Consider the following 24,040-nt stretch of genomic DNA (forward strand, 5'->3'; position numbering starts at 1 on the left):
ACCGGCTCCATACCAACCTTGATAGCCCAATAAAACGCTACAGGCCGCAATTGCGGCCTGTAGCGTTTTTACCTCATGAGGAGTCGTCGGAAGATCACAGCCTGCTTTTAAACTGCTTGTAGCCAAGAATCATCAGTATCCCCATTATGAGAAGGATCACGGCGTTAGGCTCAGGAACAGCGCTGACGGCGGGGCTAGCCATCTCGAAAGAAGAGAACGCGCGATTGCTCACTGCAAGGGAGTTGCTCCAGCTGTTGGCTACCGCGGTGCCAATGAAGCTGCCGCCGCTGCCGGTGATGGTGGCATCTGTGGCGAGAATGCTGGCGGCAAAGCTGATATTGTTGAGGTTCACCGTCGTCGCGTCGTAAAAGTTGAACAGCACGTTATAGCCGCTGAAGCCTGACCAACCGCCACTCAGGCTGATGTTGCTGCCGGAAACGTTGATGATCAATGTGGCGTTGGCGAGGACATTGGCAAAGCTCCAGTTGGAGATATTGGTAAGGTCACTGCCATTCACAGAGAAGTATTCGACGCTTGAGCCAGTACCAGTTAGGTTACCAGTGCTGCCATAGCTATAGCTCACGGTGCCGGTAGAGGCGGTCGCAGCAAGTTTGTCGGATAAGGCTGAAAACGATGTTTTGGCAGCGGCGAAGTCCATCGGGTCGGCACTGCTTGAGTAGTTGTTGTAGTAATCCCATTGGGGCTTACTGACTGTACCCCCTACCCAGGTGGTTCCATTGACACCGCCATAGGATTTGGTGAGGTTTCCTCCTACGACTAATCCATAGACGTTATTGGCAGAATTGCTGATGGTGGATGTGCTGATATCCGCATTGCCTCCAACCGCGAGAGCGCCGGCAATCGAGCTCCAGCCTGTACTGTTGTAGCTATCAAATACGAAAACGTTGTAGTTGCTCGCTACACCCAGATCCACTGTTTCGGCGACTGCATGTTGTGAGAAAAGCGCAGCGGCCATGACGACCATACTTACAAACTTCATTTTTGCTCCCTTTAGCGATGGGCTAATACATGTACACATGATGGAAAAAGCAATTACCAGACCAGATTTGATTAGTAAATTTTATACATAATCCATTCATACGTTACCGGTATGATACAAGCTCCAAATTTAAATTGATGTTAAGGCCCTCACACGATGCTCGAAAAAATTATTGCCATGGTGGCGTCATGGATCATTTTGGTCATTTCAACCTTGGGCTACGGCGGCGTCGCGCTGCTGATGGCCATTGAATCTGCATGCATTCCGCTACCCTCAGAAATCATCATGCCTTTTGCGGGATATCTGGTTTATACCGGGGAGCTGACCCTGTGGGGCGTTGCGCTGGCAGGCGCAGTGGGATGTGTAATTGGCTCCATCCCTGCTTATTATCTGGGGATGTACGGTGGCCGTCCGCTGGTGCACAAATATGGCAAATGGCTGCTGATTTCGCACCATGATCTGGCATTGGCCGATCGCTGGTTTGAAAAGCACGGTGAAATCACGATTTTCATCGGTCGCCTGCTACCGGCTGTGCGGACGTTTATTGCTTTCCCGGCGGGGATTGCCCGCATGAATATGGGTAAATTCATTTTCTACACCTTTACCGGCTCCGTGCTTTGGTGCGGCCTTTTGGCCTATGCCGGCATGAAATTTGGTCAGCACTGGGATCAGCTCAAGGTGTACTTCCACGAATTTCATATCGTACTGGTGATCGCCGGGGTTATTTTTCTGGTGTGGTATGTACGTCGCCATTTCAAGGCTCTGCAGCGTGGGCACCATCATCATGATTAAGGCCTGAATGCCCTTTTGCAGATCAGAGCGTGGGGAACTTCAACCACATTCTGATCTGGCCGACTCCAACTTGGTATGAACAGCTTAATTTAGAAAAGCTGATTCTCAGCAGCCAGCTCCACTAGCCTCCCCAGCGCCAGGAAGAAAATAGCCTTGCGCACCAAAATACCTTGATCAGCAAACAGACCAGCGTAGTTATCCAGTTGCAAACGATAGCGCGCCACTTGGGCTCTTAACTGTGCATCACTGATGTCAGCCGGCAGCGCTACAGACTTGTAATCGATAATCCAGCGCACGCCATTTTCCATGAATGTCCGGTCCACCACATAGCGCTTCAACTCGCTGGCATCGGCATAGGTCCAGGCCACTTCAGCATCCGCGCCCTCGCGTGCCTGCAATACCCACTGACCATCTACGCTGCATAAAGTCGTCAGCAGTAATTGCACCACCACAGCAGCGGCATCACGTGCCTGTTTTTCGGCATGGCCTTGCTGTTGCAACCAGCGCTGCATGGCAGGCATGGCCTGGTGTATGCGCGCCTCCGGCCAGGCAGGCAAGCCTTGGCGCGCCATCAGCTCAAGATAACGGTGGGCCAGTGTGCCGATATCGGCCTCCAGGCTGGCAGCAAGACTAAGCGATTCGCTGGCTTCGCCGGGATTCCACAGTGGCGTAAATGGCGTGGCGGTTTGCAAAATGGCGGGCATCTGCGGCTGTTGCAAGCGAACCAGCGGCGGCACAAAATCGGCAAGCGTGAGTTCGGCTTGCGGGCTGGTCTCGCTAACGCCTTCTGTTGCCAAGGCCTCGGCAAACTGCAGGGCCACTTGCGGCCACAGCAATTGCAAAAAGCTGCAAGATGCCGGGCGTGGCTCGCCCTTGGCATTGATGGTGGCCGTAGCAATCAGATGCAAGCGGCGCTCGGTACGCGTGGCAGCCACATATAGAACCCGAGCATCTTCGTGTTCAGCGCGCTCTTTTTCCAGCAGCCGCAGATAATCATAAGGCGTTGGGCCGTCATCCAGCCTCGCGCCTTTAGGTACAAAAGGCGCCGCTACCAGCTCAACGCTACTCCCCTGCTCTTCATCTGCAATCGCCACTTCTTCCCACAGCAGCAAGGGACTATCCTGATTACCCGTCTTGCGCTCAAGGCCAGGCAATATCACGGCATCAAACTCCAGGCCCTTGGATTTGTGGATGGTCATCAGCTGCAAGCGACCATCAGCCGCTTCGTCAGCGGCGGCATAGAGCTTCTCGACTTCTTCCGCCAAGCGTGTCGGGGTGAATTGCCCCTGATTGTCCAGCTTGTCTACCAAGGCAAAAAACGCCTGCACGTCCTGCACATCGCCCGGCTCCCAGAGGCACCATGGCCCGCCCAGCATCAGCCAGGCACTATGTAACCAGCGGCTTACGGGTAGCCGTCCCTGCTGTGCCAGCACTTCCTGCAAAATGCCGCGTACATGCAGCGCGCGCTGGCGGCCATCTTCGCTCATGGCAGCTAGGCGCGCATCCTGCTGTAACAAGCGCCAGATAGTGCTGCGGTGATCACTCGCCGCCAGCGCATGCAAATCAGCCAATGTCAGCCCGCACCACGGCGCACGCAAAATAGCCAGCCAGTTCACGCGGTCCGCGCGATGATGCAAGGCATGCGTGAGCGCGAGCATATCCTGAATGATCTGGCGCCCGGCCAGGGCCTCAATTTCCACGGCCTGAAAACGGATATCGCGATGATGACGGCGAATGCCCGCCACCAGATGCTCCAGATGGCTGCGAGCTCGCACTAAAACCGCGATGCGACGCTGCGGGTGGGCGGCCCACTCTTCGCGAATCAGCTTGACCATCAGCGATGCTTCGCGCGTGCGCAACTGCTCATTGCTCTCATCTGCGCCCTGAATGAGCGGATGCATGACCACACCGGTATCGACCTCGTCCGCACGCGTAGCCACAAACGGGCGATAGCGAATGGCGCCACGCGCGATGCTGTCCTCCCGCGGGAATACATGCGCAAATGCATGGTTGATCCAGTCAACCACCGGCGGGCAGGAGCGGTTATTGCGACACAGTTGCAGTGGCGTCAGGTGAATGTCGCCTATGCCCTCGCGCGCCACTTCCAGGAAAAGGCCGACATTGGCCTTACGAAAGCGGTAAATGGATTGCATGGGATCTCCCACGGCAAACAGGGTACGGCCATCTCCCGCTTCCCAGCCGCGCGTGAGGCGCTGCAGCAGATGCACCTGCCCCGGGCTGGTGTCCTGAAACTCATCAACCAGTAGGTGCTGAATACGATAATCCAGTCGCAAGGCAAGATCGCTGGGTGCATCGGCATCATCGGCCAATGCATTCAAGGCACGCTGCGATATCTCGACAAAATCAACTTCCCGCGCCTCCTGAAATACAAACCAGAGCTGGGCGACGGCCAGATTGAGCAATTGCGCCAGGGCGGATACCACCTGCCAGCTTTCCTCCCCTGCGCGCAGCACGGGCAGGCAACGCAAGCGGCACAGGGCTGCATCGGCCCCCGCTGTGGCTTGCAGGGCGGCGATCAGCTCCGCCAACTGCTCTTTATAAGGCTTGGATTCAGGGACCGCGGGGAAGCCGGTATTGACGTTGACGGTTTTGCGCCAGCTATCCTGTCCGGTGAACAACAGCTCGCAGGCAGCCAGCCACATCGGCAAGGTATTTGGAGTGGCTGGCATGGGGGTTTCCCAATCGCGCAGCAGGGCAATCGGCGCTTCACATGGCAAGTTTGTAGCGGCATAGCGCGCGATCGGCATCAGCACCTGCTGCAAGCGAACCGGAAAGGCGGCCAGCGCTTCCTGCATATCCTGCGCGATCAGATGTTGCAAGGCGGCCTCGGCCAGCTCGCGGGTATCCGTGCGATTGGCATACGGCAGCCATTGATCGCGCTTGGCCAGCATGTCAGCCAGCAACTGGGTGAGCCGCAGACTATCGTTATCCACATAGCGCAAGGCTTGCGTCACCGCATCGCTGCTGCCATCCGCCAGATCCAGCGTGCGCTCGGCCGCCAGCTGGTAATAGGCGGAGGCATCTTCCGTGACCGCAGGTTGCGCGCCAAAGCGGCTCATCAGCGGCATCTGCCGCGCAAGATGGCTGCTCAGCGAATCAATGGTAAAGATACGCAGGCGCGCCGGATTTTCCAGCAGATGCCAGCCGCGCTGCGCCGCATGTTCCAAGGCATCCTGACCCAGTGCAAAGGTCATCTGCTTGTGAGGTTGGGGCGGACGTTCGCCACTGGCCGCCATCAGCAGGCTATCGAGAATACGCGCCCGCATCTCGGCTGCCGCTTTGTTGGTAAAGGTAATGGCGATGATTTCTTCCGGCTCGCGCACGGTAGTCAGCAGCTTGAGGTAGCGCTGGGTCAGCAGCTCGGTTTTACCGGCGCCTGCCGGGGCCTCGACGATAAAACTTTCCAGTTCCAGTGCACGACGACGGCTCTCATCATCCTGCGCGAGCAGATGGTCTTGTAGCGCGGCTTCATCAGTCAGCATATTGTCACTCATGCGCGGCTCCCGTCTTGCTGAGCCTGCAGGCGTTCAAACTGCAATTGCCGCTCGGGCAGACGCAGCAAGGGCAATACTTCGCAATACTTGAGAAGCTGAGGATCAGCTACCCGCACCGCGGCCTCGCCGGATTTGAGCTCGCGGGCAATCGCTTGCAGGCTTTCGCGCCAGTGGTCGAGCAAGGTGTGCCAGTCAGCAAAGCGCTCGGCAGCAAAAATATCGCGTGCCTTGCGATCATCCAGCGTCATCAGCGCAGGCAGGAGCTCCTCACCGGCAATACCGGAAAACGCGTGCTCCTCGGTGCGCACCATGGCAAAGCTGACGGCTGCCACCTCGCCATCGTCGAGGCTGAATGCGGCATAGGCCGGCAGTTGCGGCTCGGTGATGCGCGACTCTGCCCAGTTGCGGATATCCGGCTTTTGCCCGGTTTTATAGTCCATGATGAGCACGCGCCCATCCGGCAGCTGGTCAATCCGGTCCAGTACCAGCCGGATTTCCACGCCTTCAATCATTACCTTGGTGTCGCGTTCGCAATCCAGCACACTGAAATCCACTTCGCGCGTTTTTTCAAAGGCCAGCCAGGCGCTGACCAGTTTGATCAGGCGCTCCTGCTCCAGTTGGCAAAACGCTGTCGACAGCGTTTCGTCACGTTCGGCTGCAAAGTCCTGCAAAGCCTGTTGCGCGGCTTCTGCCAGCGCCATATTCAGTTCTTCGGCATCCAGCGCCTGCAAGTAAGCCAGGTCGCGCCCCTGCCAGAAATGTTGCAGCACACCGTGCACCAGCGTGCCGCGTTCGGCGGGCTCAAGCCCATTCACCGGGGCTTTCAGCTCACGTGCGCCAAGACGATACTGGTAATACGCCCATGCCGGGCAGATCGCCTGCGCTTTCAGGAGACCCGTGCCGCCAGACACATGCTCGCCCTCGCTCACGGCTGGTGCCATGTGGTCATCCAGCACTTGCAGGGCCGCGTGTTCACCATGCGCCAGTTGCTCGGCCAGGGTCTGGGCTTGGGCCCAGTCACCATCGAACACGGGTATATCGCTCAATATCGGGCTCGCGCGCAATTGCCGTTCGCCATCTTTCCATGCGCTGGAAAACACAATCGACGGTGCGGTATGCAACAAGCGCTGGTGAAGAATGCGGGCAAACGCCGTTTGCACGGCACTGTCAGCATTCGGCACGCCGGCGGCGCGCTGTACTGTGGCTGGAATAAGCGGGTTAGGTCTGGGTGGTGGTGGCCAGACATGATCATTCATGCCCATCACCCACAGTGCATCCAGCGGGGCTGCAGCGCCTTCCAGCATGCCCATCACCTGCACGGGGGGATCGCCACTGACTTCGGGCTGGAATATCTGCTCGCGGCAGAGCTCGCCCAAGCGCTGCAGGGCCTGCATGCCATTCAGCATGTCGCCAAAGACATCCAGCCGCGCCAGGGCTTGCAAGCTGCGCGAAAAAGCCCGCTGGGCCTGGAACTCATGGCTGGAGATACTGCGCTCGCCCGGCCATTGCAGGGCAGCCAGCAATTGTTCAAATGCAGCGGCCCACAGCGAAGGCAATTGCCGACGTGGCTGCGCCTCACGTACTGCCCAGCCTGCCCGCAAATCTTGCAGCAGCTGGCTTATAGGTAGCGGCGTTTCGCCTTCCTGCAGGCGCTCAATCAGGCGTAACAAACGCATCATGCTGACGGTTTGCGGCAGCCATTGCCGCATGCGACTATCCAGCTGGGCGCGGGCATCCGCCTCGCCCAGGCTGGCCGACCAATAGGGATTAAGCAGCAACACGGAAAAATCCTGTTGCTCAATGCGCTGCTGCCAGAAGATACGCAGCAAGGCCAAGGCCGCATGCACCACCGGCTGCGTATTCAACGGCAAGCCCAAGGAAAAGTCATAGGCGCGATCTGCCTCCACCAGGCCGGGGCGCACAGTAACAGGGTGCAGCACCTCATCCAGCAAGGCGGCAAGCCGCGTGCGCAATTTGCCAAGCTCAGGCACCACCAGCCCCAGCCGCGCTTGCGGATGTTCATTTAGCTGCTGCGCGACCCAGGCAACGGCAGCGCGGCATTCGGCTTCCTGAGTATCCAATATGGCATGCTGGGCGTTCCCGGGCTGCGGCAGCAAGGTGGCGTAATTGCTCAATGCCACGTCGCGCTGCTGCAACAAATGTTGCAAACGCTGCTCCTGCGGGCCCAGCCGGTCAAATCCGGCAAACGCCATACTGGTAAGCAAAGGCAGCTGGCCGCGCTCCAGGCAATCCAGCTGCCAAGCCATATAGCGCACAGGCTCCAGCCAGCCGGATTGGCGGCAACGCTGTATAAAATGCTCGCGCCAGCTCAAGAACTGGCGACTTTCTTCCGTATGGCCGCCCGGTGGAATCTGCAGCTGCCATTCAAACATCAGGCGGTGCGCCTCCATGGCGGATTGTGCCATGCCGGGCACATCAAACAAGGCGGCGGCATTGTCGTTCGCCAGCGCCTCTTCAATCACTTGCTCCCACAGCATGCGCTCCTGCAATTCGCTGAGTACGCCCAGCGGCGCCGTGGCAATATCCACCTCGCCACTGAGGATGGCTTGTTCGGTGACATCATCCAGCCATTGCTTGAGCGTGAGGGTAGGCAGAGGCTGCCATGCCGACAATCCGCTGGCATGCTGGCGGCGGTCATGATGCAAACGCAAGCTGCGTGCGAGGCGGGCCGTGGAGCAAAGGATCAGGGCGGGAGAATCGGGCATATAAAGATGGAATCAGATGGGCAATTAACCGGACTCAAGGTTAACATATAGGCCACTCAGATGGCGCGAAGCGATATGGCAGACCAGAAAAATTACATTACGCCGGAAGGCTACGCCACCCTCAAGGCGGAATTCGAACAGCTCTACAAGATTGAGCGCCCCAAGGTTGTGAGCGATGTCTCGTGGGCGGCGAGCAATGGCGACCGCAGCGAAAATGGCGATTATATCTATGGCAAAAGACGCCTGCGCCAGATCGATTCGCGGCTGCGTTTTCTGATGAAAAGCATGGACCTGGCCGTAATCGTCGACCCCAAAGAGCAGCAGTCGCTGGAGAAGGTATTTTTTGGTGCCTGGGTATCGCTTTACTCACTGCAGCGCGACATCGAGCACCATTACCGCATCGTTGGTCAGAATGAGCTCGACCCGACCCGTGGCTATATCAGCTGGATTTCGCCGCTCGCCCGCGCCATGCTGGGCAAACAGATCGGGGATGTGGTCCGGGCGCAAACGCCCGCCGGTGAGGAGAGCTACGAAATCATTGATATCCGTTACAGCCCGCCCGAAAGCTGAACGGACACTGGACGCACGCATGACGGACAAGCGACAACGCTGGGATATCTTCTGCCGCATCGTCGATAACTACGGCGACATCGGCGTTTGCTGGCGCCTGGCCCGCCAACTGGCCCATGAGTATTCACTGGATGTCAGGCTGTGGGTCGATACCTTGCCGGTGGCACAACGTCTGCTACCAGCGCTGGATACGCAGCTGTCCGAGCAGGTGCTGGATGGGGTCACCATCGCTCACTGGTCGCCGGAATTTCAATTTGACCGGATAGCCGATGTCGTGATCGAGGCATTTGCCTGCGAGTTGCCCGAGCCCTACATCAACGCCATGGTCGCGCATGCGCCGGTATGGATCAACCTGGAATATCTCAGTGCAGAGGCCTGGGTGGAAGAGTTTCACCTGCAGCCCTCCCCTCACCCCCGACTAGCGCTCAAGAAAACATTTTTCTTCCCAGGCTTTACGGAAAACACGGGGGGGCTATTGCGCGAACGCCGCTTGATGGAAGACAGAGATACCGCGCCAGCATTGTCCACCGCCGCTTTCAGCATGGCGGTGACGCCTGCCAATGCCTTGCGGGTTTCGCTGTTTGCCTATCCGCAAGCGAGCCTCGCCGCCTTGTTCACCGCCATGGCGAATGGCGACAGACCGGTGGCGTGCCTGATACCGGAAAGCAGCCTGCTGGCCCCTGTCAGCCAGTTTTTTGGCACAGAAAAACTCCTGCCCGGTGATCATTATTCGCAAGGTACGCTAAGCATCCATATCCTGCCATTTCTCAGCCAGGCGCAGTATGACCAGCTCTTGTGGTCGTGCGATCTCAATTTTGTGCGGGGGGAAGACAGTTGGATCCGCGCCATCTGGGCAGGACGCCCTTTTATATGGCAACCCTATATTCAGAGCGAGGATACGCACCTGGTCAAGCTGGAAGCGTTTTTGCAACGCTACCTGCCGCCACTGCAAACGGAAGCCGCCGATGTCTGGAGATCGTTTCATCGGCAATGGGCGCAACTGCAACTGGCAGCCGAGAGCTGGCCCCAACTGGTGCATGCCTTGCCCGCCATTCAGCAGCATGCAAAGCAGCAATCGCAAGCCCTTGCTGCACAAGACGATCTGGCGGCCAAGCTAGTGATTTTTGTGAGAAATTTTCAATAATCTAGGGTATAATTCGCGGCTTTTTACACTTCACCCTTTTTAAGGTCGCAGGACAACACAATGAAAACAGCTCAGGAACTTCGCGTAGGCAACGTATTTATGGTGGGTAACGATCCCATGGTCGTACTCAAAGCCGAATACAGCAAATCGGGCCGCAACTCTTCCGTGGTCAAGATGAAATTCAAGAATCTGCTCACCGAATCCCCGAGCGAAGCGGTTTACAAAGCCGATGACAAGTTTGATGTTGTCGTGCTGGAAAAGAAGGAAGTGAGCTACTCCTACTTTGCTGACCCGATGTACGTGTTCATGGATACCGAATACAACCAGTACGAAATCGAAGCCGAAACCATGGCCGATGCCCTGAGCTTCCTGGAAGACGGCATGCAATGTGAAGTGGTGTTCTACAACGGCAAGCCTATCTCCGTTGAACTGCCAAACTCGGTGGTTCGCGAAATCACCTACACCGAGCCAGCGGTCAAGGGCGACACCTCCGGCAAGGTAATGAAGCCTGCCCGTATCTCCACCGGTTTTGAACTGCCAGTACCTTTGTTCTGCGACATCGGCGACAAGATCGAAATCGATACCCGCACGCTGGAATACAAGAACCGCGTCAAGTAAGCGATACACTGCATTTCATGGTGGCACTCACCATGCAAAAAGGGAGCTTCGGCTCCCTTTTTTATTTGCGCCCCTACTCGATGATTCCATCATCAGGTTTCCGCTTGTAGCCAACTATTTTCCGCTTGGGCACTTCTGGGTGCCTATCCAGCATGGCCTGGGTACGCGCTCCTGCCTCGGCAATCAACTCTTCAATCAGCTCGGCTTCGGGCAGATTGTGCCAGTATTTTTTCGGCATTTCCTTTTGCATGGCCTTGAGTTTGAGCCGTGCCGGATTGAAAATATGCCGGTAGTAACTCAGCCACAGCGCCTCACTGGCATCCTCTTCCTGCAAGGCTTCCGGCTTGCCGCCCGGCAAGAAGTGCAAGGATTTGCCATCCCAACGCATGCCCATGCGCGGGCTCATGATGGTCCAATCCATCGTGGTGAATCTGCCAATAAAAAAAGGCGCAATCTCCGCCATGATGTGATGCTCAGGCTCAAACCAGGCCAGGTAGCGTGGATGCCCGTCCAGAACGGTTTCACGAAAGCGCACAAAGGCTTTCATCTTGTGCTTGTCGCGCCCCACCGCTTTCGCCATAGCATGCAGGCGGGCAACATCGGCATCGCCGGTCAGCCGCATCAGCCCGCGCTCAAGCTGGCAACGCCATAGCACCCGGTAGAGCAAGCCAAACCGCTCTGCCGATGAATGCAAAATGACAGCGCGAGCAAGCTCGACAAACTGCCGTGACACCATCAGCCGCTGGCCTTCCATGGGTGGTGGTGCCTGCCCGGCTGAGTCAGGCACGGACTCCGCGGATGCCATGGAAAAAATATCGCGCTGGACTATACAATTTTGAGTAGCGTTTTCAATAGACTCCTCGGCCGGCCTGACACACCAGTACACATCGTGCGGGGCCACGCCTGACAGAATCAGGCGGCGTGCCGCATCGCGCCAGCCTTCCATATCGGTTTCATGCTGGAGATAAACCGTTTCCATATCGACTACAGGAATAATCCCAATTGCTGCGGCATGGTTGGCGTTTCTTTCAGCTGGGCAGGCAGGCTGGCTGCATCCAGCGTGGCGCCGGGGTGATGGTCAGGCAGTTGAATGAACGGCAGCATGCGGTTGACCGGCGCCCGCATGCGCACCAGATCATCCAGCCGCACTGCCCTTACGCGGCGTGCCGAGAGAATACGCTGCACATTACGTACGCCCAGGCCTGGAACCCTTAGCAGTGTGGCTTTAGGGGCACGGTTGATATCAACCGGGAACATGGCGCGATTCTGCAAGGCCCAAGCGGTCTTCGGATCCATGTCCAAGGCCAGCATGCCTTGCTCACCGGTGATGATTTCATGGGACTCAAAACCGTAAAACCGCATTAGCCAATCGGCCTGATACAGCCTGTGCTCGCGCACCAGCGGCGGTGATTGTAAGGGCAACACCGGGCTTGCATCCGGAATGGGGCTGAACGCCGAGTAATACACGCGCCGCAAACGATACTGGCCATAGAGGTCGGCGCTGGTGCTGAGGATGGTTCTGTCATCCGTGGCATCGGCCCCGACGATCATCTGGGTGCTTTGACCTCCGGGGGAAAAGCGCGGCGGGCGCTTGCCCGTGAGGGTTTTATCTTTGCTCGCATCAATGCGCTCACGCAATCGGGCCATGGAAACACGAATCGCCACGCCATCTTTTTCTGGTGCCAGGGTCGACAGGCTCGCCGCCGTGGGCAGCTCAATATTGATACTTAGCCGGTCTGCATAACGCCCGGCACGCGCCAGTAGCTCAGGGCTGGCATCGGGGATGGTTTTCAGATGGATATAACCGCGAAAATCATGCTCTTCACGCAGCACGCGCGCCACTTCCACCACCTGCTCCATGGTGTAATCCGGGCTCTGGATAATGCCGGAGCTGAGAAACAGGCCTTCGATATAGTTACGGCGATAAAACGACAAGGTCAGCTGTACCACCTCATCAATGCTGAAGCGCGCCCGTGGCACATTGCTGGTGACCCGGTTAACGCAGTAAACGCAGTCATACAGACAAAAATTCGTCAGTAGAATTTTCAGTAGCGAAATGCAACGACCATCCGGCGCATAGCTATGGCAAATGCCCATGCCTGTGGTGGAGCCTATGCCTTTGCCATCGCGCGAGTTGCGTTGCTCGGTACCGCTCGAGGCACACGAGGCATCGTATTTGGCGGCATCTGCCAATATTTCCAACTTCTGTTTTAGCTGCATGAATCTATTGTACGTTCGTTCACTCCAGCTGCCTAGCAAGTGAAAATTTGCATCGCATTGTGCTTCGGCAACTACCGATTTGTTGGTGCTAATGGCAGAAAAAACAACGCTGGAGAGCGCTGGTTATAGCAATAACACCCCTGTCAACATCAACGGGCACAAGTTTTGCTATATATTTCTACGCGCCGTACCCATACAAGAAAGTGAGCCTTCTATGCCTACCGATCAAATCCCTAGCAGCCACTGTCACATGATAGACAGCATGGTCAGTCTTAACCGTTATCGGGATGGCCTACACCAATTGCAGAATGTATGGGACAACCTCTCCTTGCTGAGCCAGCTTTCGGGCACCGGCACCGACATGACGGAAACCCGGCAGGCCTTCAGCCAGGTCACCAACGATGTGCTGAATAGCCTGGCGGAAGAAACGCTGGACAAGACAGTGACCTCTCTCACATCCAAAGCCCAGGTAACGGTCGACATCGTGGTGCGCAATCTTTTCGAGCGCACCGCAGATATCGGCTTCCTGGCGACGGATGACGATATTCGTGCGTTTCTGGACAAGCATTTCAGTGGTGCGGCCTACCCCTCGGACGTGGATGCCCTGCGCCACCGCTTTCGCGAATACGTCAAAAAATACTCGGTCTATTCCAACATCATCCTGCTCGATACCGATGGCAATGTGCTGGTGCAACTGGATGAGAAAAACCCCGTGTCGCAAAGTCAGGATGCCCTGATTGCTGAAGCGCTGGAAACTACGGAAGCCTATGTGGAGGTGTTCCGCAAAACCGATCTGCTCCCCGAGCAGAATACCAGCTTGATATATGCCTACCGCGTTACCACCAGCAACCAGCGCGTGGCTGGCGTGCTGTGCCTGTGTTTCCGTTTTGAAAATGAAATGGAAGGTGTATTTGGTGACTTAATCTCGCACCAGGATTGGGCCGTGGGCCTATTGCTGGATCAAAAAGGGTGCGTCGTCGCCAGTAGCGACAAGTACCAGATCCCCATTGGCGCCCCGCTTGAAGTGGCTGCCGACAAGGATTACCTACTCACCCGTTTTGCCGGGCGTGAATATATCGCCGTCACCTGCCAGACCAAGGGCTACCAGGGTTACATGGGGCCGGGCTGGATAGGTCACGCCATGATTCCGCTGGAGCATGCGTTTGATGGCGATATCGCGACCTCCGTAGCAGGCATCGACAAAAAGCTGCTCGCCAAGGTCATGCGCAGCCCGCTGCTTTTCTCGCAAACCCTGCTGGGCATTCCCAAGCAGGCATCCACCATTCAAAACCGGCTCAACCAGTCGGTGTGGAATGGCAATATCTGGCAAAAGCGCGAATCTGGTCAGACCGCGCATCAATCTAGCTTTTCCAAGACCTTGTTATGGGAAATCAGCAATACCGGTTTCAAGACACAAAATGTGATTGAGACCACGGTATCCGACCTCTATCAAACCGTGGTATCGGTCATGCTGGAAAATTCGCGCTTCTTTGCTTCACTTGCCGTCGACATCATGGATCGAAACCTCTATGAGCGCGCCAACGACTGTCGCTGGTGGGCACTGACGACGACGTTCCGTCAATTGCTGAGCCGCAGCAACCGCTCCCGCAGCGATGTCGCCGCCATCGAAAAAGTACTGTCGTATATCAACGGCTTGTACACAGTGTATGCCAACCTGGTGGTGTTTGATCGCCAGGGTGAGATCATCGCCGTCTCCAACCCGGCTTATAACGAATGCGTGGGCAGTTTTATCGAAGCCGAATGGATGTCGCGCCTGAGAGGGCTGCGCAGTTCGCAGGATTACGTGGTATCGCGCTTTGAGGCCACACCGCTGTACAAAAACAAGCCGACTTACATTTACGCCGCCGCCATTCGATCCGAGGATGACGTGGGCATCGTGGGCGGCATTGGTATTGTCTTCGACAGCACCCCGCAGTTTTCTGCCATGCTGACAGATGCCCTGCCGCGCGACACAGCAGGCGAGCCTATTCCCGGCAGCTTCACGCTTTATGTGGACGGCGATTTGCAGGTCATCTCTTCCACCCTGCCCGCATTCAGCGTGGGCAGCACGTTCACCATCCAGCCCTCCTTGTGCAAGCTGGCACCGGGCGAAGCCGCGTTCGATATCGTACTGCATGAAGGTCGCTATTACGCAGTTGGCTCGCGAGCATCCTCTGGCTATCGCGAGTTCAAAGGACCGAATGACCCCTACCAGAATCCGGTCACGGCGCTGATCTTCATTCCACTGGGCAACGCAGCGGATATTGATGCCATGATCACCTCCGACAACGCCTACCAGCACACGCAATTCAAGCCCACCTCGAGCAGCACGCCGGTAGCGGGCGCCGAAGAATATGCCACCTTCTATGTCGGTAATGAGTGGATGGCGCTGCCCGCTGGCCAGGTACTGGAAGCGGTGCAGCCAGAAAACATCAAGCAGCTGCCGGAAAGTGCGCATATCCTGGAGGGCGTCATGCAGCATAGAGGCGGCGTCATCCCGGTGCTCAATCTGGCAAAACTGATCAATACCGAGTGCCACACCGCGCCTGAAAATCGACAAGTGATTGTGATCGAAGCGACGGATGAATCTCCACGTTTTGGCATCCTGGTCAGCGCACTGGGCGAGATTCCATCGATCGTGCCTTCGAATATTGAGCTTATCGCAACCATCTTCTCCATCGGCAATACGCCTGCCGAAGGCGTCACCCGGGTTAAATCCGATAGTGGCAAGGACAATCTGCTGATCGTGCTATCCACGCAAAGCCTGTGGAAGAAGATACATAACTACCAGCAGGCGCTGGAAAACAATGTCGTGCAGATAGCGGCTTGATTGCCATCGGCGCATATAGCAAGACACCGCGCACAAGCGAGTATGATGGCGGCTTGAAATCCGCGCGAGATCATGAACATGCCTAAGGAATACTCCACGCCTGGCGTGTATGTAGAAGAAACAGCAACAACTCCGCCCGCCATCGAGGCTATGGCGAGCGGAGTACCGGTATTTATTGGGTATACAGAGATCGCTGGGACATCCCAGGAACCACTCACGCTCATACCTCGCCGTATCAGCCATCAATGGGAATTCATTCAGCTATTTGGTAGCGCGTATCCGGAAAGCGGGTTTGCAGTCACCATTCATGCAGACGGTACAGCCGCAGCCGTCGTGCAATCAAGCAGTCCGCACGTTCTGCATGACAGCCTCGAGCTGTTTTTTGCCAATGGCGGACAGGATTGCTGGGTTATTTCTACCGGCAGATTCAAATCCCCCGGCGAGCCTTTACAGCTGGCGGAGCTACAGGCGGGGCTTGACGTGGCAGCCACCATGCAGGGCATCGACCTGATCATCATTCCCGAGATGCAGGCGCTCAGCCTTGCCGATTATCGCAACTTGGCTGATGCGACCTTATCCCACGCTGCCACCTGCCATGACCGTTTCGCCATTCTTGACATGGTGATCAAGCCTGCCACGGGCAATACCCCTAGCTTGGCGCAACATTTTCACGAGGGCGTAGAAATATTTCGTGAGCAAGCCATCGGTCAACAGCATCTGGCCTGGGGCTCGGTCTACGCCCCCCATCTTATGGTCAGCTTGCCGCGCCGCCTGGACGAAACCAATATCTGCGTCACCCTTGCAGATGGCACCGTCGCTTCCCTTGCAAATCTCTTCGCGCATCAGCGCGCCTTGTATACTGCCGTGATTGCTGCCATTCATGCACAGCCGCGCGCCCTGCCACCCTCAGGCGCCATCGCCGGATGTTATGCCGCACAGGATCGCAACCGCGGCATCTGGAAAGCCCCCGCCAACATGACACTGGCATTGGTGAACGCTCCCGCTGTGGAACTGCCGGTGGCAGACTACGAAACCATGAATGTGGATGTCACGCGTGGGAAGTCTATCAACCCTATCCGGCTTTTCACGCACAAAGGCACGCTGGTATGGGGTGCCCGCACCCTCGCGGGCAATGATAATGAATGGCGCTATGTGCCCACCAGGCGCTTGTGCACCTGGATTGAAACCTGCGTTCGGCGCAGTGTTGGCTGGCTGACGTTTGAAGAAAATACGGCAGCCACCTGGCAAAAACTGCAATCCAGTGTCGAAATATTTCTGATGATGCTGTGGCGCAACAGTGTTTTTTTGGGGGATAAGCCCGAGCAGGCTTTTTTTGTTCGCGTGGGTCAGGGCATTACCATGACCCTGCAGGATGTGGTGGATGGGCGTGTACGGCTGGAGATCGGTCTTGCTACACAGCGCCCATCAGAGTTTGTTCACATGCAACTCAGCTTCATGCTGCGCCCACCTGCCTGAAGCAGGCCATAGGCCAATCAGGCCTGCGATTTCACGTGACGTTTCATGAGTGAACTCTGCTCCATCTTCCAGTCGCGCTCTTTCTCGGTCTGACGCTTGTCGTACTGTTTCTTGCCCTTGGCCAGCCCGATTTGCAGCTTGATGCGCCCGCGTGTGAAATGCAAATCAAGCGGCACCAGCGTATAGCCGGCGCGTTCCACCTTGCCGATCAGCTTGGCAATTTCTTCAGAATGCAGAAGCAACTTGCGGGTGCGAATGGCATCCGGCCGAACGTGCGTTGAAGCAGAGCCCAATGGCGTCACATGGCAGCCGATCAGGTAAATCTCCCCGCGCTGGATGATGACGTAGGCTTCTTTCAGCTGGATACGGTTATCCCGTATGGCCTTGACCTCCCAGCCCTCCAGCACGATGCCCGCTTCGTATTTTTCCTCGATAAAATAATCGTGAAATGCTTTTTTGTTCTGTGCAATGCTCATGTCTATCCGTTCCGGTGATACATCCATGCATGACCATGCAAGCCTGGTCAAAGTTTATGGTGTCTCACCGGGAATATGGCTTAAAATTGCCATTTTACTCCAGTTGCAAAGCTCCGATGGCTCAGGTTGAAAAAACAGTATTGGTCCCGCACTCCTGCGAGCGCATGTATGCGCTGGTAGATGCCGTTGAAAACTACCCCGCATTTTTACCTTGGTGCGGCGGCACTGAAGTCATCCAGCGCGACGAGGTATCGACCACCGCCACCTTGCGCATTGATTACCACGGCATCAAGCAGCACTTCACTACCCAGAATATCAAGACCTACCCTACCATCATGGAAATACGCCTGAAGGACGGGCCTTTTCGCCATCTGGAAGGTGTATGGCGTTTTATTCCCTTGGCAGAGGAAGCATGCAAGATCGAGTTTCGCCTGAGCTATGAATTTTCAAATGGCTTGCTGGAGAAACTGATTTCGCCGGTATTCAGCCACATTGCCAATACCTTCGTCGATGCTTTCGTAGTACGGGCAGACGAGGTTTACCGCTAGACTCACACCCCGCATGGACTCCCCGCAAATACTGGTTGAAGTTGCCTACGCCGAACCCGACAGGCAGCGCATTATTCCGCTCATGGTGGAAAATGGCGCAACCGCAGAGCAGGCGATTGTCCGCTCCGGCATCTTGACTGAATTTCCCCAGATTGACCTCAGCACAAACAAGATTGGCATTTTCGGCAAGGCTGCCAGCTTGCAAACGCCCTTACGCGCCTGGGACCGAGTCGAGATTTACCGCCCACTGCTGGCAGACCCAAAAGCGATCCGCAGAAAGCGTGCTGCCGAGGGCCGGGACATGAAAAAGCGTTAAAAAAGCGGGGGTCATATCACACACCGCTTAGTCATAGATTAAAACCCGTGTTCTCTACTTGCAGTATTTATCGACCTGCTTCTGGGCATCCTCCAGCCCTTTATCAATCGCATTGTCATCCAGATACTCGCGCTCGCCATCGGCATTCATCTTGTAGATACGGCCGCCTTGCTGATAGTTGGCAAGATTGCCGCGTGCTGTCGCGCAATTCTCCTGTTTCTGTTTGTCAGCAGCTTGCTTTTGCTGATCCTGTTTTTTGGATCTTTCCGCATCATCCCGCCGACGCTGGGCATCAATTTCTTTCGCCAGTTTGGGATCCTTGTTGGAGGCGCCTTCTTCGACGGGGGCCTTGGCGGGGCTTGGCGCAGGTGCGGCTATCTTGCCCCCACCTACAGTTTCATATGGAAGGTTATTGGGGGGAATATCCGAGTAACGCGTGGTGCCATTGGTGTCTTTCCATTTATAAACATCGGCTATCGCCGCCAGTGGCAACAGCAATAGAGCGATAGCGAGCAAGCGCGAATGCATCATGGAAATTCCTTGGCTAAGATTCAAGCTAGCGTAAAACCAGTGGCGTCTCTAGTCAATGCACACCTGACCAATGCTGCTTGGAGGCCTGCGGTTTATCTCGTTACAGGGTCAATAAAGCAGGGGCTGGCAAAGGTGCTTTGTGAAAAATGGGGTAGGTTGCTTACAACAACACATGATGGTCGTTTACCGAAATACGGCAAATCGGTATAATTAGCTTTTGTCGGAAAGAAATTATATGCGTCTGTTGCAACAAGCGCTTACCTTCGATGACGTATTACTGGTACCGGCACACTCCAATGTGCTGCCACGCGAAGTAAGCCTCGCCACCCAGCTCACCCGCTCCATCCGTCTCAACATTCCTCTTGTGTCCGCTGCCATGGATACCGTGACGGAAGCCCCACTGGCGATTGCGCTCGCCCAGGAAGGCGGCATGGGCATCATCCACAAGAACATGAATATCCAGACGCAAGCTTCGCATGTGGCTCGCGTCAAGCGTTTTGAATCCGGCGTGGTCAACGACCCTGTCACCATTCAACCGCACATGACCGTACGTGATGTACTGGCGCTTACCCGCCAACACAAGATATCCGGCTTGCCTGTCGTCGATGGCACCAAGGTGGTCGGCATCGTCACCAACCGTGACTTGCGCTTTGAAACCAACCTTGACCAGCCGATCGTCAACATCATGACGCCGCGCGAGCGTCTGGTGACGGTGCCGGAAGGTGCTGCTCGTGAAGCCGTCATGGCGCTTTTGCACAAGCACCGCCTAGAGCGCGTGCTGGTCGTGAATGACGCTTTTGATCTCAAGGGCCTGATCACCGTCAAGGATATTCAGAAATCGACTGATCACCCTCTGGCCTGTAAAGATGCCCATGGCCGCTTGCGCGTAGGCGCTGCGGTCGGCGTGGGCGAAGGCACCGAAGAGCGCGTAGCCGCGCTGGTAGAAGCTGGTGTTGATGCCATCGTGGTCGACACGGCACATGGTCACTCCCAGGGCGTGCTGGATCGCGTCAAATGGGTTAAACAGAACTTCCCGCAAGTGCAGGTCATCGGCGGCAATATTGCGACCGCTTCCGCTGCGCTGGCATTGGTGGATGCTGGCGCTGACGGCGTCAAGGTCGGTATCGGCCCAGGCTCCATCTGCACCACACGTATTGTGGCTGGCGTGGGTGTTCCGCAAATCAGCGCGGTATCCAACGTTGAAGAAGCTCTGCGTGGCACCGGCGTTCCGTTTATTGCCGACGGTGGCATTCGCTACTCTGGCGATATCTCCAAGGCGATCGCCGCTGGTGCTTACTCGGTGATGCTGGGCGGCATGTTTGCCGGTACAGAAGAAGCCCCTGGCGAAATCGAACTGTTCCAAGGCCGCTCTTACAAGTCCTACCGTGGCATGGGTTCGGTGGGCGCGATGCAAAAAGGCTCCAGCGACCGCTACTTCCAGGACAACGAAGGCAATGCCGACAAGCTGGTACCGGAAGGCATTGAGGGCCGCGTGCCATACAAAGGCAGTGTGATTGCCGTCATTCACCAGTTGATGGGCGGCCTGCGTGCCTCCATGGGCTATGTTGGCTGCAAGAGCATCAACGAAATGCGTGAAAAAGCCGAATTTGTGCAGATCACATCGGCCGGCATGCGCGAATCGCATGTACACGATGTGCAGATCACCAAAGAAGCGCCGAACTATCATATCGAATAACATCAACCTGCATTGATGCATGGGCAAACCGCTTTGATACTGATTAAAGCCGTTTGCCCTTCATCATTTTAATGGCACTCAATACCATGGCTCACCAGAAAATCCTTATCCTCGACTTTGGCTCCCAGGTCACCCAGCTGATTGCACGTCGCGTGCGTGAAGCGCATGTTTATTGCGAAATTCATCCATGCGATGTTTCTGATGATTTCGTGCGCGACTTTGGCGCCAACGGCATCATTCTCTCCGGCAGCCATGCCAGCGTGTACGAAGAAGAAACCGACCGCGCACCGCAGGCAGTATTTGAGCTGGGCGTGCCTGTGCTCGGCATCTGCTATGGCATGCAAACCATGGCCCAGCAGCTCGGGGGCAAGGTAGAAGCTGGCACCAAGCGCGAATTCGGCTTTGCCGAAGTACGCGCACGTGGCCACTCAGCCCTGTTCAATGCGATTCAGGACCGCACCAACAGCGAAGGCCACGGCCTGCTGGAGGTATGGATGAGCCACGGCGACAAGGTGACCGAATTGCCACCTGGCTTCAAGGTCATTGCCAGCAACGACACCACGCCGATTGCCGCCATGGCCGATGAAGAGCGCAAATTCTACGCGGTGCAGTTCCACCCCGAGGTCACGCATACCCGCCAGGGCCAGGCCATGCTAAACCGCTTTGTACTGGATATCTGCCAGACCCGCGCTGACTGGATCATGGGTGATTACATCAGCGAAGCCGTCGAGCGTATTCGTCAGCAAGTGGGCGATGAAGAAGTCATTCTGGGCCTGTCCGGCGGCGTGGACTCCAGCGTTGCAGCAGCATTGATCCACCGCGCTATCGGCGACCAGTTGACCTGTGTGTTTGTTGACCATGGCCTATTACGCCTCAACGAAGGCAAGATGGTCATGGAAATGTTTGCAGGCCAGCTGCATGCCCGCGTGATCCATGTGGATGCTACTGCGCAATTCATGGGGCAACTCACTGGCGTGAGTGACCCCGAAGCCAAGCGAAAGATCATCGGCCGTGAATTCGTAGAAGTCTTCAAGGCCGAAGCTGCCAAGCTCAAGGCGGGCACAGGTGGCCACAAAGGCGCCACTTTCCTCGCGCAAGGCACCATTTACCCCGATGTCATTGAATCCGGCGGCGCAAAGTCCAAAAAAGCCGTTACCATCAAGAGCCACCACAACGTAGGTGGCCTGCCAGAGCAATTGGGCCTGAAGCTGCTGGAACCCCTGCGCGACCTGTTCAAGGATGAAGTTCGCCAGCTGGGCGTGGCCCTCGGTCTGCCGCCTGACATGGTGTATCGTCACCCCTTCCCAGGCCCCGGCCTCGGCGTGCGGATCCTGGGTGAAGTGAAGCAGGAATTCGCCGATCTGCTGCGTCAGGCAGATGCGATTTTCATCGAAGAATTGCGTAGCACCATAGACGACGTCAGCGGCAAAAGCTGGTACGACCTCACCAGCCAGGCCTTCACCGTCTTCCTGCCAGTGAAATCCGTCGGCGTCATGGGCGACGGCCGCACCTACGACTACGTCGTCTCCCTGCGCGCCGTCATCACCAGCGACTTCATGACCGCGCACTGGGCCGAACTCCCCTACAGCCTGCTCGGCCGCGTCTCCAACCGTATCATCAACGAAGTCCGTGGCATCAACCGCGTCGTCTATGACATCTCCGGCAAACCACCAGCAACGATTGAGTGGGAGTGAAATCAGGTCACCTTCTGATTTCGTACTATCTAGGCTGGAGTGTGATTAGCATCCAATCACACTCCAGTATCTAAGCAGCATGCCCAATGCCTGGCCAAGCGGCATGACCGAATGTATTCGCCCCAGCTCTTCCAAGCTCCCCAACTCGTCTGCGTCTTAACCTCCTCCAAATTAAATTCCCCAACTAAAGCCCTGACAGACAAATCTCCCATCGAGTGATGTCCATATTGCTATTGCGTATAAATTAACTGCGACAATATAATAATGATTCTCAATTGCAACATGACCCCATCCAGGAACTCCTCGTGTCGAAGCCGGACCTTACCCTGCATCAAGAAGTCCATGCCTTATACCTTGACCATTATGGCTGGCTGCAAGGCTGGATACGCCGTAAATTGGGCAATGCATTTGATGCCAATGACATGGCGCAGGATGTATTCATGCGCCTGCTATTACGCAAGCAACCCGTTCAGGCTCATCAGCCTCGCGCTTTTCTATCGACGATTGCCCACGGTTTTGTGGTCGAGCACTGGCGTCGACGGGAACTGGAACTGGCATGGCAGGAAACGCTGGCCAGCTGGCCAGCTCCGGAAGTGCCGCCCCCTGAAAGCCGCCTGATATTCCTGGAAATACTCATTGAGATTGACCGCATGCTGGACGCCCTGAAGCCCGCGGTACGCAGTGCTTTTCTGATGGCGCAGCTTGATGGCTTAACCTGCCCGCAGATTGCTGAACGCATCGGGGTATCACTGGCAACCGTAGAGCGCTACATAGCGAAAGCATTACGGCATTGCTATACCTTGCGTTTTGAGCCATGAGCACACCAAAGCACTCCGCATGTGCTGCCGATATTCAATCGCAGGATCACAACCTGGACGTACCATCACCTGCCGCTCTGCCAGACGATATCGTTGACGCCGCCATCACGTGGTCGATCAAACTCGACTACAACGAAGCCAACGCTGACATAAAGCGCAGATTTGAACATTGGCTGCAGGCCAACCCCATGCATGCCATTGCCTGGGAACGCATCCATTCATTGCGCCATTCTTTTTCCGGCACAAGTGCTTCTTCTGCTCTGGTGATTTCCACCATGGAGCATGCCGATCAGCTTCGTCATCAAAGCTTGCTAAAACGGCGCAAAACAATACAACTATTATCACTGGCCAACCTTGCCATCGGCACGGGCTGGCTGGTGCGAGCGCAATTGCCGTGGCAACGCCTTACCGCTGATACCAGCACCGGCATAGGCGAGCAACGCACATTGCAGCTTGCCGATGGCACCGAGCTGATACTGAATACCGACACGGCCATTCGCACAGACCTGTCGGGAGAAAACCGCATTATCCTGTTGCTACGTGGCGAAATCATGGTAAAAACCGGCGCAGATATGCAGCATGCAGAAAAGCGGCCTTTTTTGGTATATACGTCGTTTGGCAAAATGCAGGCGTTGGGAACACGCTTCACGGTCAGGCTGGCGTCACAAGGCGCGCTCATTAGCGTGCAGGAACATGCTGTAGCACTATACCCAGCGCAAAGCCAGGCATCCTATGTGGTAAAAGTTAATGAAAGTCGCTGGTTACGGGAAAACGGCACGGAGCCCGCCAACTTGCATGGCATGGATGCTGGCAGCTGGGCTCATGGCGTCATCTCAGGCAATAATATTCGGCTGGCGGATCTATTGGCAGAGCTCGCCCGTTATCGCATGGGGCATATCAGTTGCGCGCCAGAGATTGCTGATTTACGAGTGTCAGGGCTATTCCATATCAAGGACACGGACAAAACATTGCAGTTTCTGGCCGACACCCAGCCTATACGTCTCAGTTTTAGAACACGGCTATGGGTATCCGTCGGGCCTGCACACACAAATAGCGACGCCCTGTTATAG

20 protein-coding genes are annotated in these 24,040 nt (G+C 56.2%); 13 read left to right on the top strand and 7 right to left on the bottom strand.

What is annotated here, in order from left to right:
* Positions 1-94: 94 nt before the first annotated feature.
* Entirely contained in the window at positions 95-1,000 is a 906-nt protein-coding gene (locus LG204_RS11185; protein ID WP_230337345.1) for a choice-of-anchor A family protein, read from the bottom strand.
* Between the two features lie 156 nt (positions 1,001-1,156).
* Between LG204_RS11185 and LG204_RS11190 the strand changes: the two genes are divergently transcribed.
* Complete coding sequence (locus LG204_RS11190; protein WP_230337346.1) at positions 1,157-1,792, top strand: DedA family protein; 636 nt, start codon at positions 1,157-1,159, stop codon at positions 1,790-1,792.
* Between the two features lie 89 nt (positions 1,793-1,881).
* Here the strand turns inward: LG204_RS11190 and LG204_RS11195 are convergent, their stop codons facing one another.
* Positions 1,882-5,307, bottom strand: coding sequence for a UvrD-helicase domain-containing protein (locus tag LG204_RS11195; RefSeq protein WP_230337347.1), 3,426 nt, complete (start codon positions 5,305-5,307; stop codon positions 1,882-1,884).
* Positions 5,304-8,033, bottom strand: a complete 2,730-nt coding sequence (locus tag LG204_RS11200) for a PD-(D/E)XK nuclease family protein (RefSeq protein ID WP_230337348.1) — start codon at positions 8,031-8,033, stop codon at positions 5,304-5,306. Before LG204_RS11200 ends, LG204_RS11195 begins: the two co-directional genes overlap by 4 nt.
* 75 nt (positions 8,034-8,108) lie before the next feature.
* Between LG204_RS11200 and greB the strand changes: the two genes are divergently transcribed.
* From greB to efp, 3 genes are read left to right on the top strand one after another with little or no spacing between them, the layout of a single operon-like run.
* A complete protein-coding gene (greB, locus tag LG204_RS11205; RefSeq protein WP_230337349.1) occupies positions 8,109-8,603 on the top strand; it encodes a transcription elongation factor GreB in 495 nt (164 codons plus the stop codon).
* A 19-nt stretch (positions 8,604-8,622) separates the two neighbouring features.
* Entirely contained in the window at positions 8,623-9,747 is a 1,125-nt protein-coding gene (earP, locus tag LG204_RS11210; protein WP_230337350.1) for an elongation factor P maturation arginine rhamnosyltransferase EarP, read from the top strand.
* 60 nt (positions 9,748-9,807) lie between these two features.
* The gene (gene efp, locus LG204_RS11215; protein WP_230337351.1) at positions 9,808-10,365 is read left to right on the top strand and encodes an elongation factor P; all 558 of its coding nucleotides are present in this window, start codon (positions 9,808-9,810) and stop codon (positions 10,363-10,365) included.
* Positions 10,366-10,438: 73 nt separating this feature from the next.
* Here efp and LG204_RS11220 read toward each other — a convergent pair whose 3' ends face one another.
* Both LG204_RS11220 and LG204_RS11225 read right to left on the bottom strand, forming a co-directional pair.
* Positions 10,439-11,344: a TIGR03915 family putative DNA repair protein gene (locus LG204_RS11220; protein ID WP_230337352.1), complete on the bottom strand. Its 906-nt coding sequence runs from the start codon at positions 11,342-11,344 to the stop codon at positions 10,439-10,441.
* 5 nt (positions 11,345-11,349) lie between these two features.
* Positions 11,350-12,585: a putative DNA modification/repair radical SAM protein gene (locus LG204_RS11225; protein ID WP_230337353.1), complete on the bottom strand. Its 1,236-nt coding sequence runs from the start codon at positions 12,583-12,585 to the stop codon at positions 11,350-11,352.
* Positions 12,586-12,799: 214 nt separating this feature from the next.
* Between LG204_RS11225 and LG204_RS11230 the strand changes: the two genes are divergently transcribed.
* Positions 12,800-15,415, top strand: a complete 2,616-nt coding sequence (locus LG204_RS11230) for a chemotaxis protein CheW (protein WP_230337354.1) — start codon at positions 12,800-12,802, stop codon at positions 15,413-15,415.
* 72 nt (positions 15,416-15,487) lie between these two features.
* A complete protein-coding gene (locus tag LG204_RS11235; RefSeq protein ID WP_230337355.1) occupies positions 15,488-16,891 on the top strand; it encodes a phage tail sheath family protein in 1,404 nt (467 codons plus the stop codon).
* Between the two features lie 17 nt (positions 16,892-16,908).
* Here LG204_RS11235 and smpB read toward each other — a convergent pair whose 3' ends face one another.
* Positions 16,909-17,367, bottom strand: coding sequence for an SsrA-binding protein SmpB (gene smpB, locus LG204_RS11240; protein ID WP_230337356.1), 459 nt, complete (start codon positions 17,365-17,367; stop codon positions 16,909-16,911).
* A gap of 116 nt (positions 17,368-17,483) precedes the next feature.
* Here smpB and LG204_RS11245 point away from each other — a divergent pair, with 116 nt between their 5' ends.
* Both LG204_RS11245 and LG204_RS11250 read left to right on the top strand, forming a co-directional pair.
* A complete protein-coding gene (locus LG204_RS11245) occupies positions 17,484-17,915 on the top strand; it encodes a type II toxin-antitoxin system RatA family toxin (RefSeq protein WP_230337357.1) in 432 nt (143 codons plus the stop codon).
* A 13-nt stretch (positions 17,916-17,928) separates the two neighbouring features.
* The gene (locus LG204_RS11250) at positions 17,929-18,231 is read left to right on the top strand and encodes an RnfH family protein (RefSeq protein ID WP_230337358.1); all 303 of its coding nucleotides are present in this window, start codon (positions 17,929-17,931) and stop codon (positions 18,229-18,231) included.
* 54 nt (positions 18,232-18,285) lie between these two features.
* Here the strand turns inward: LG204_RS11250 and LG204_RS11255 are convergent, their stop codons facing one another.
* Positions 18,286-18,762: a DUF4124 domain-containing protein gene (locus LG204_RS11255; RefSeq protein ID WP_230337359.1), complete on the bottom strand. Its 477-nt coding sequence runs from the start codon at positions 18,760-18,762 to the stop codon at positions 18,286-18,288.
* A 9-nt stretch (positions 18,763-18,771) separates the two neighbouring features.
* On the opposite strand from LG204_RS11255, the gene LG204_RS11260 reads away from it, so the two are divergent.
* From LG204_RS11260 to LG204_RS11280, 5 genes are all read left to right on the top strand, one after another.
* Entirely contained in the window at positions 18,772-18,972 is a 201-nt protein-coding gene (locus tag LG204_RS11260) for a hypothetical protein (RefSeq protein WP_230337360.1), read from the top strand.
* A gap of 25 nt (positions 18,973-18,997) precedes the next feature.
* Positions 18,998-20,458, top strand: a complete 1,461-nt coding sequence (gene guaB / locus LG204_RS11265) for an IMP dehydrogenase (protein ID WP_230337361.1) — start codon at positions 18,998-19,000, stop codon at positions 20,456-20,458.
* An 86-nt stretch (positions 20,459-20,544) separates the two neighbouring features.
* Complete coding sequence (gene guaA / locus LG204_RS11270; RefSeq protein ID WP_230337888.1) at positions 20,545-22,152, top strand: glutamine-hydrolyzing GMP synthase; 1,608 nt, start codon at positions 20,545-20,547, stop codon at positions 22,150-22,152.
* 305 nt (positions 22,153-22,457) lie between these two features.
* Positions 22,458-22,970, top strand: a complete 513-nt coding sequence (locus LG204_RS11275; RefSeq protein WP_230337362.1) for a sigma-70 family RNA polymerase sigma factor — start codon at positions 22,458-22,460, stop codon at positions 22,968-22,970.
* A complete protein-coding gene (locus LG204_RS11280; protein ID WP_230337363.1) occupies positions 22,967-24,040 on the top strand; it encodes a FecR domain-containing protein in 1,074 nt (357 codons plus the stop codon). Before LG204_RS11275 ends, LG204_RS11280 begins: the two co-directional genes overlap by 4 nt.

The organism is Methylovorus menthalis (assembly GCF_020523625.1).
GTDB classification, from domain to species: Bacteria; Pseudomonadota; Gammaproteobacteria; order Burkholderiales; family Methylophilaceae; genus Methylovorus; species Methylovorus menthalis.

What these genes read in the sequence shown, in the direction of transcription:
- greB (WP_230337349.1), top strand. Translation starts at nt 8,109, where the DNA reads ATGGCAGACCAGAAAAATTACATTACGCCGGAAGGCTACGCCACCCTC.
- guaA (WP_230337888.1), top strand. Translation starts at nt 20,545, where the DNA reads ATGGCTCACCAGAAAATCCTTATCCTCGACTTTGGCTCCCAGGTCACC.
- LG204_RS11190 (WP_230337346.1), top strand. Translation starts at nt 1,157, where the DNA reads ATGCTCGAAAAAATTATTGCCATGGTGGCGTCATGGATCATTTTGGTC.
- earP (WP_230337350.1), top strand. Translation starts at nt 8,623, where the DNA reads ATGACGGACAAGCGACAACGCTGGGATATCTTCTGCCGCATCGTCGAT.
- LG204_RS11250 (WP_230337358.1), top strand. Translation starts at nt 17,929, where the DNA reads ATGGACTCCCCGCAAATACTGGTTGAAGTTGCCTACGCCGAACCCGAC.
- LG204_RS11245 (WP_230337357.1), top strand. Translation starts at nt 17,484, where the DNA reads ATGGCTCAGGTTGAAAAAACAGTATTGGTCCCGCACTCCTGCGAGCGC.
- LG204_RS11200 (WP_230337348.1), bottom strand. Translation starts at nt 8,033, where the DNA reads ATGCCCGATTCTCCCGCCCTGATCCTTTGCTCCACGGCCCGCCTCGCA.
- LG204_RS11230 (WP_230337354.1), top strand. Translation starts at nt 12,800, where the DNA reads ATGCCTACCGATCAAATCCCTAGCAGCCACTGTCACATGATAGACAGC.
- efp (WP_230337351.1), top strand. Translation starts at nt 9,808, where the DNA reads ATGAAAACAGCTCAGGAACTTCGCGTAGGCAACGTATTTATGGTGGGT.
- LG204_RS11255 (WP_230337359.1), bottom strand. Translation starts at nt 18,762, where the DNA reads ATGATGCATTCGCGCTTGCTCGCTATCGCTCTATTGCTGTTGCCACTG.
- LG204_RS11195 (WP_230337347.1), bottom strand. Translation starts at nt 5,307, where the DNA reads ATGAGTGACAATATGCTGACTGATGAAGCCGCGCTACAAGACCATCTG.
- LG204_RS11185 (WP_230337345.1), bottom strand. Translation starts at nt 1,000, where the DNA reads ATGAAGTTTGTAAGTATGGTCGTCATGGCCGCTGCGCTTTTCTCACAA.
- smpB (WP_230337356.1), bottom strand. Translation starts at nt 17,367, where the DNA reads ATGAGCATTGCACAGAACAAAAAAGCATTTCACGATTATTTTATCGAG.
- LG204_RS11235 (WP_230337355.1), top strand. Translation starts at nt 15,488, where the DNA reads ATGAACATGCCTAAGGAATACTCCACGCCTGGCGTGTATGTAGAAGAA.
- guaB (WP_230337361.1), top strand. Translation starts at nt 18,998, where the DNA reads ATGCGTCTGTTGCAACAAGCGCTTACCTTCGATGACGTATTACTGGTA.
- LG204_RS11225 (WP_230337353.1), bottom strand. Translation starts at nt 12,585, where the DNA reads ATGCAGCTAAAACAGAAGTTGGAAATATTGGCAGATGCCGCCAAATAC.
- LG204_RS11220 (WP_230337352.1), bottom strand. Translation starts at nt 11,344, where the DNA reads ATGGAAACGGTTTATCTCCAGCATGAAACCGATATGGAAGGCTGGCGC.
- LG204_RS11280 (WP_230337363.1), top strand. Translation starts at nt 22,967, where the DNA reads ATGAGCACACCAAAGCACTCCGCATGTGCTGCCGATATTCAATCGCAG.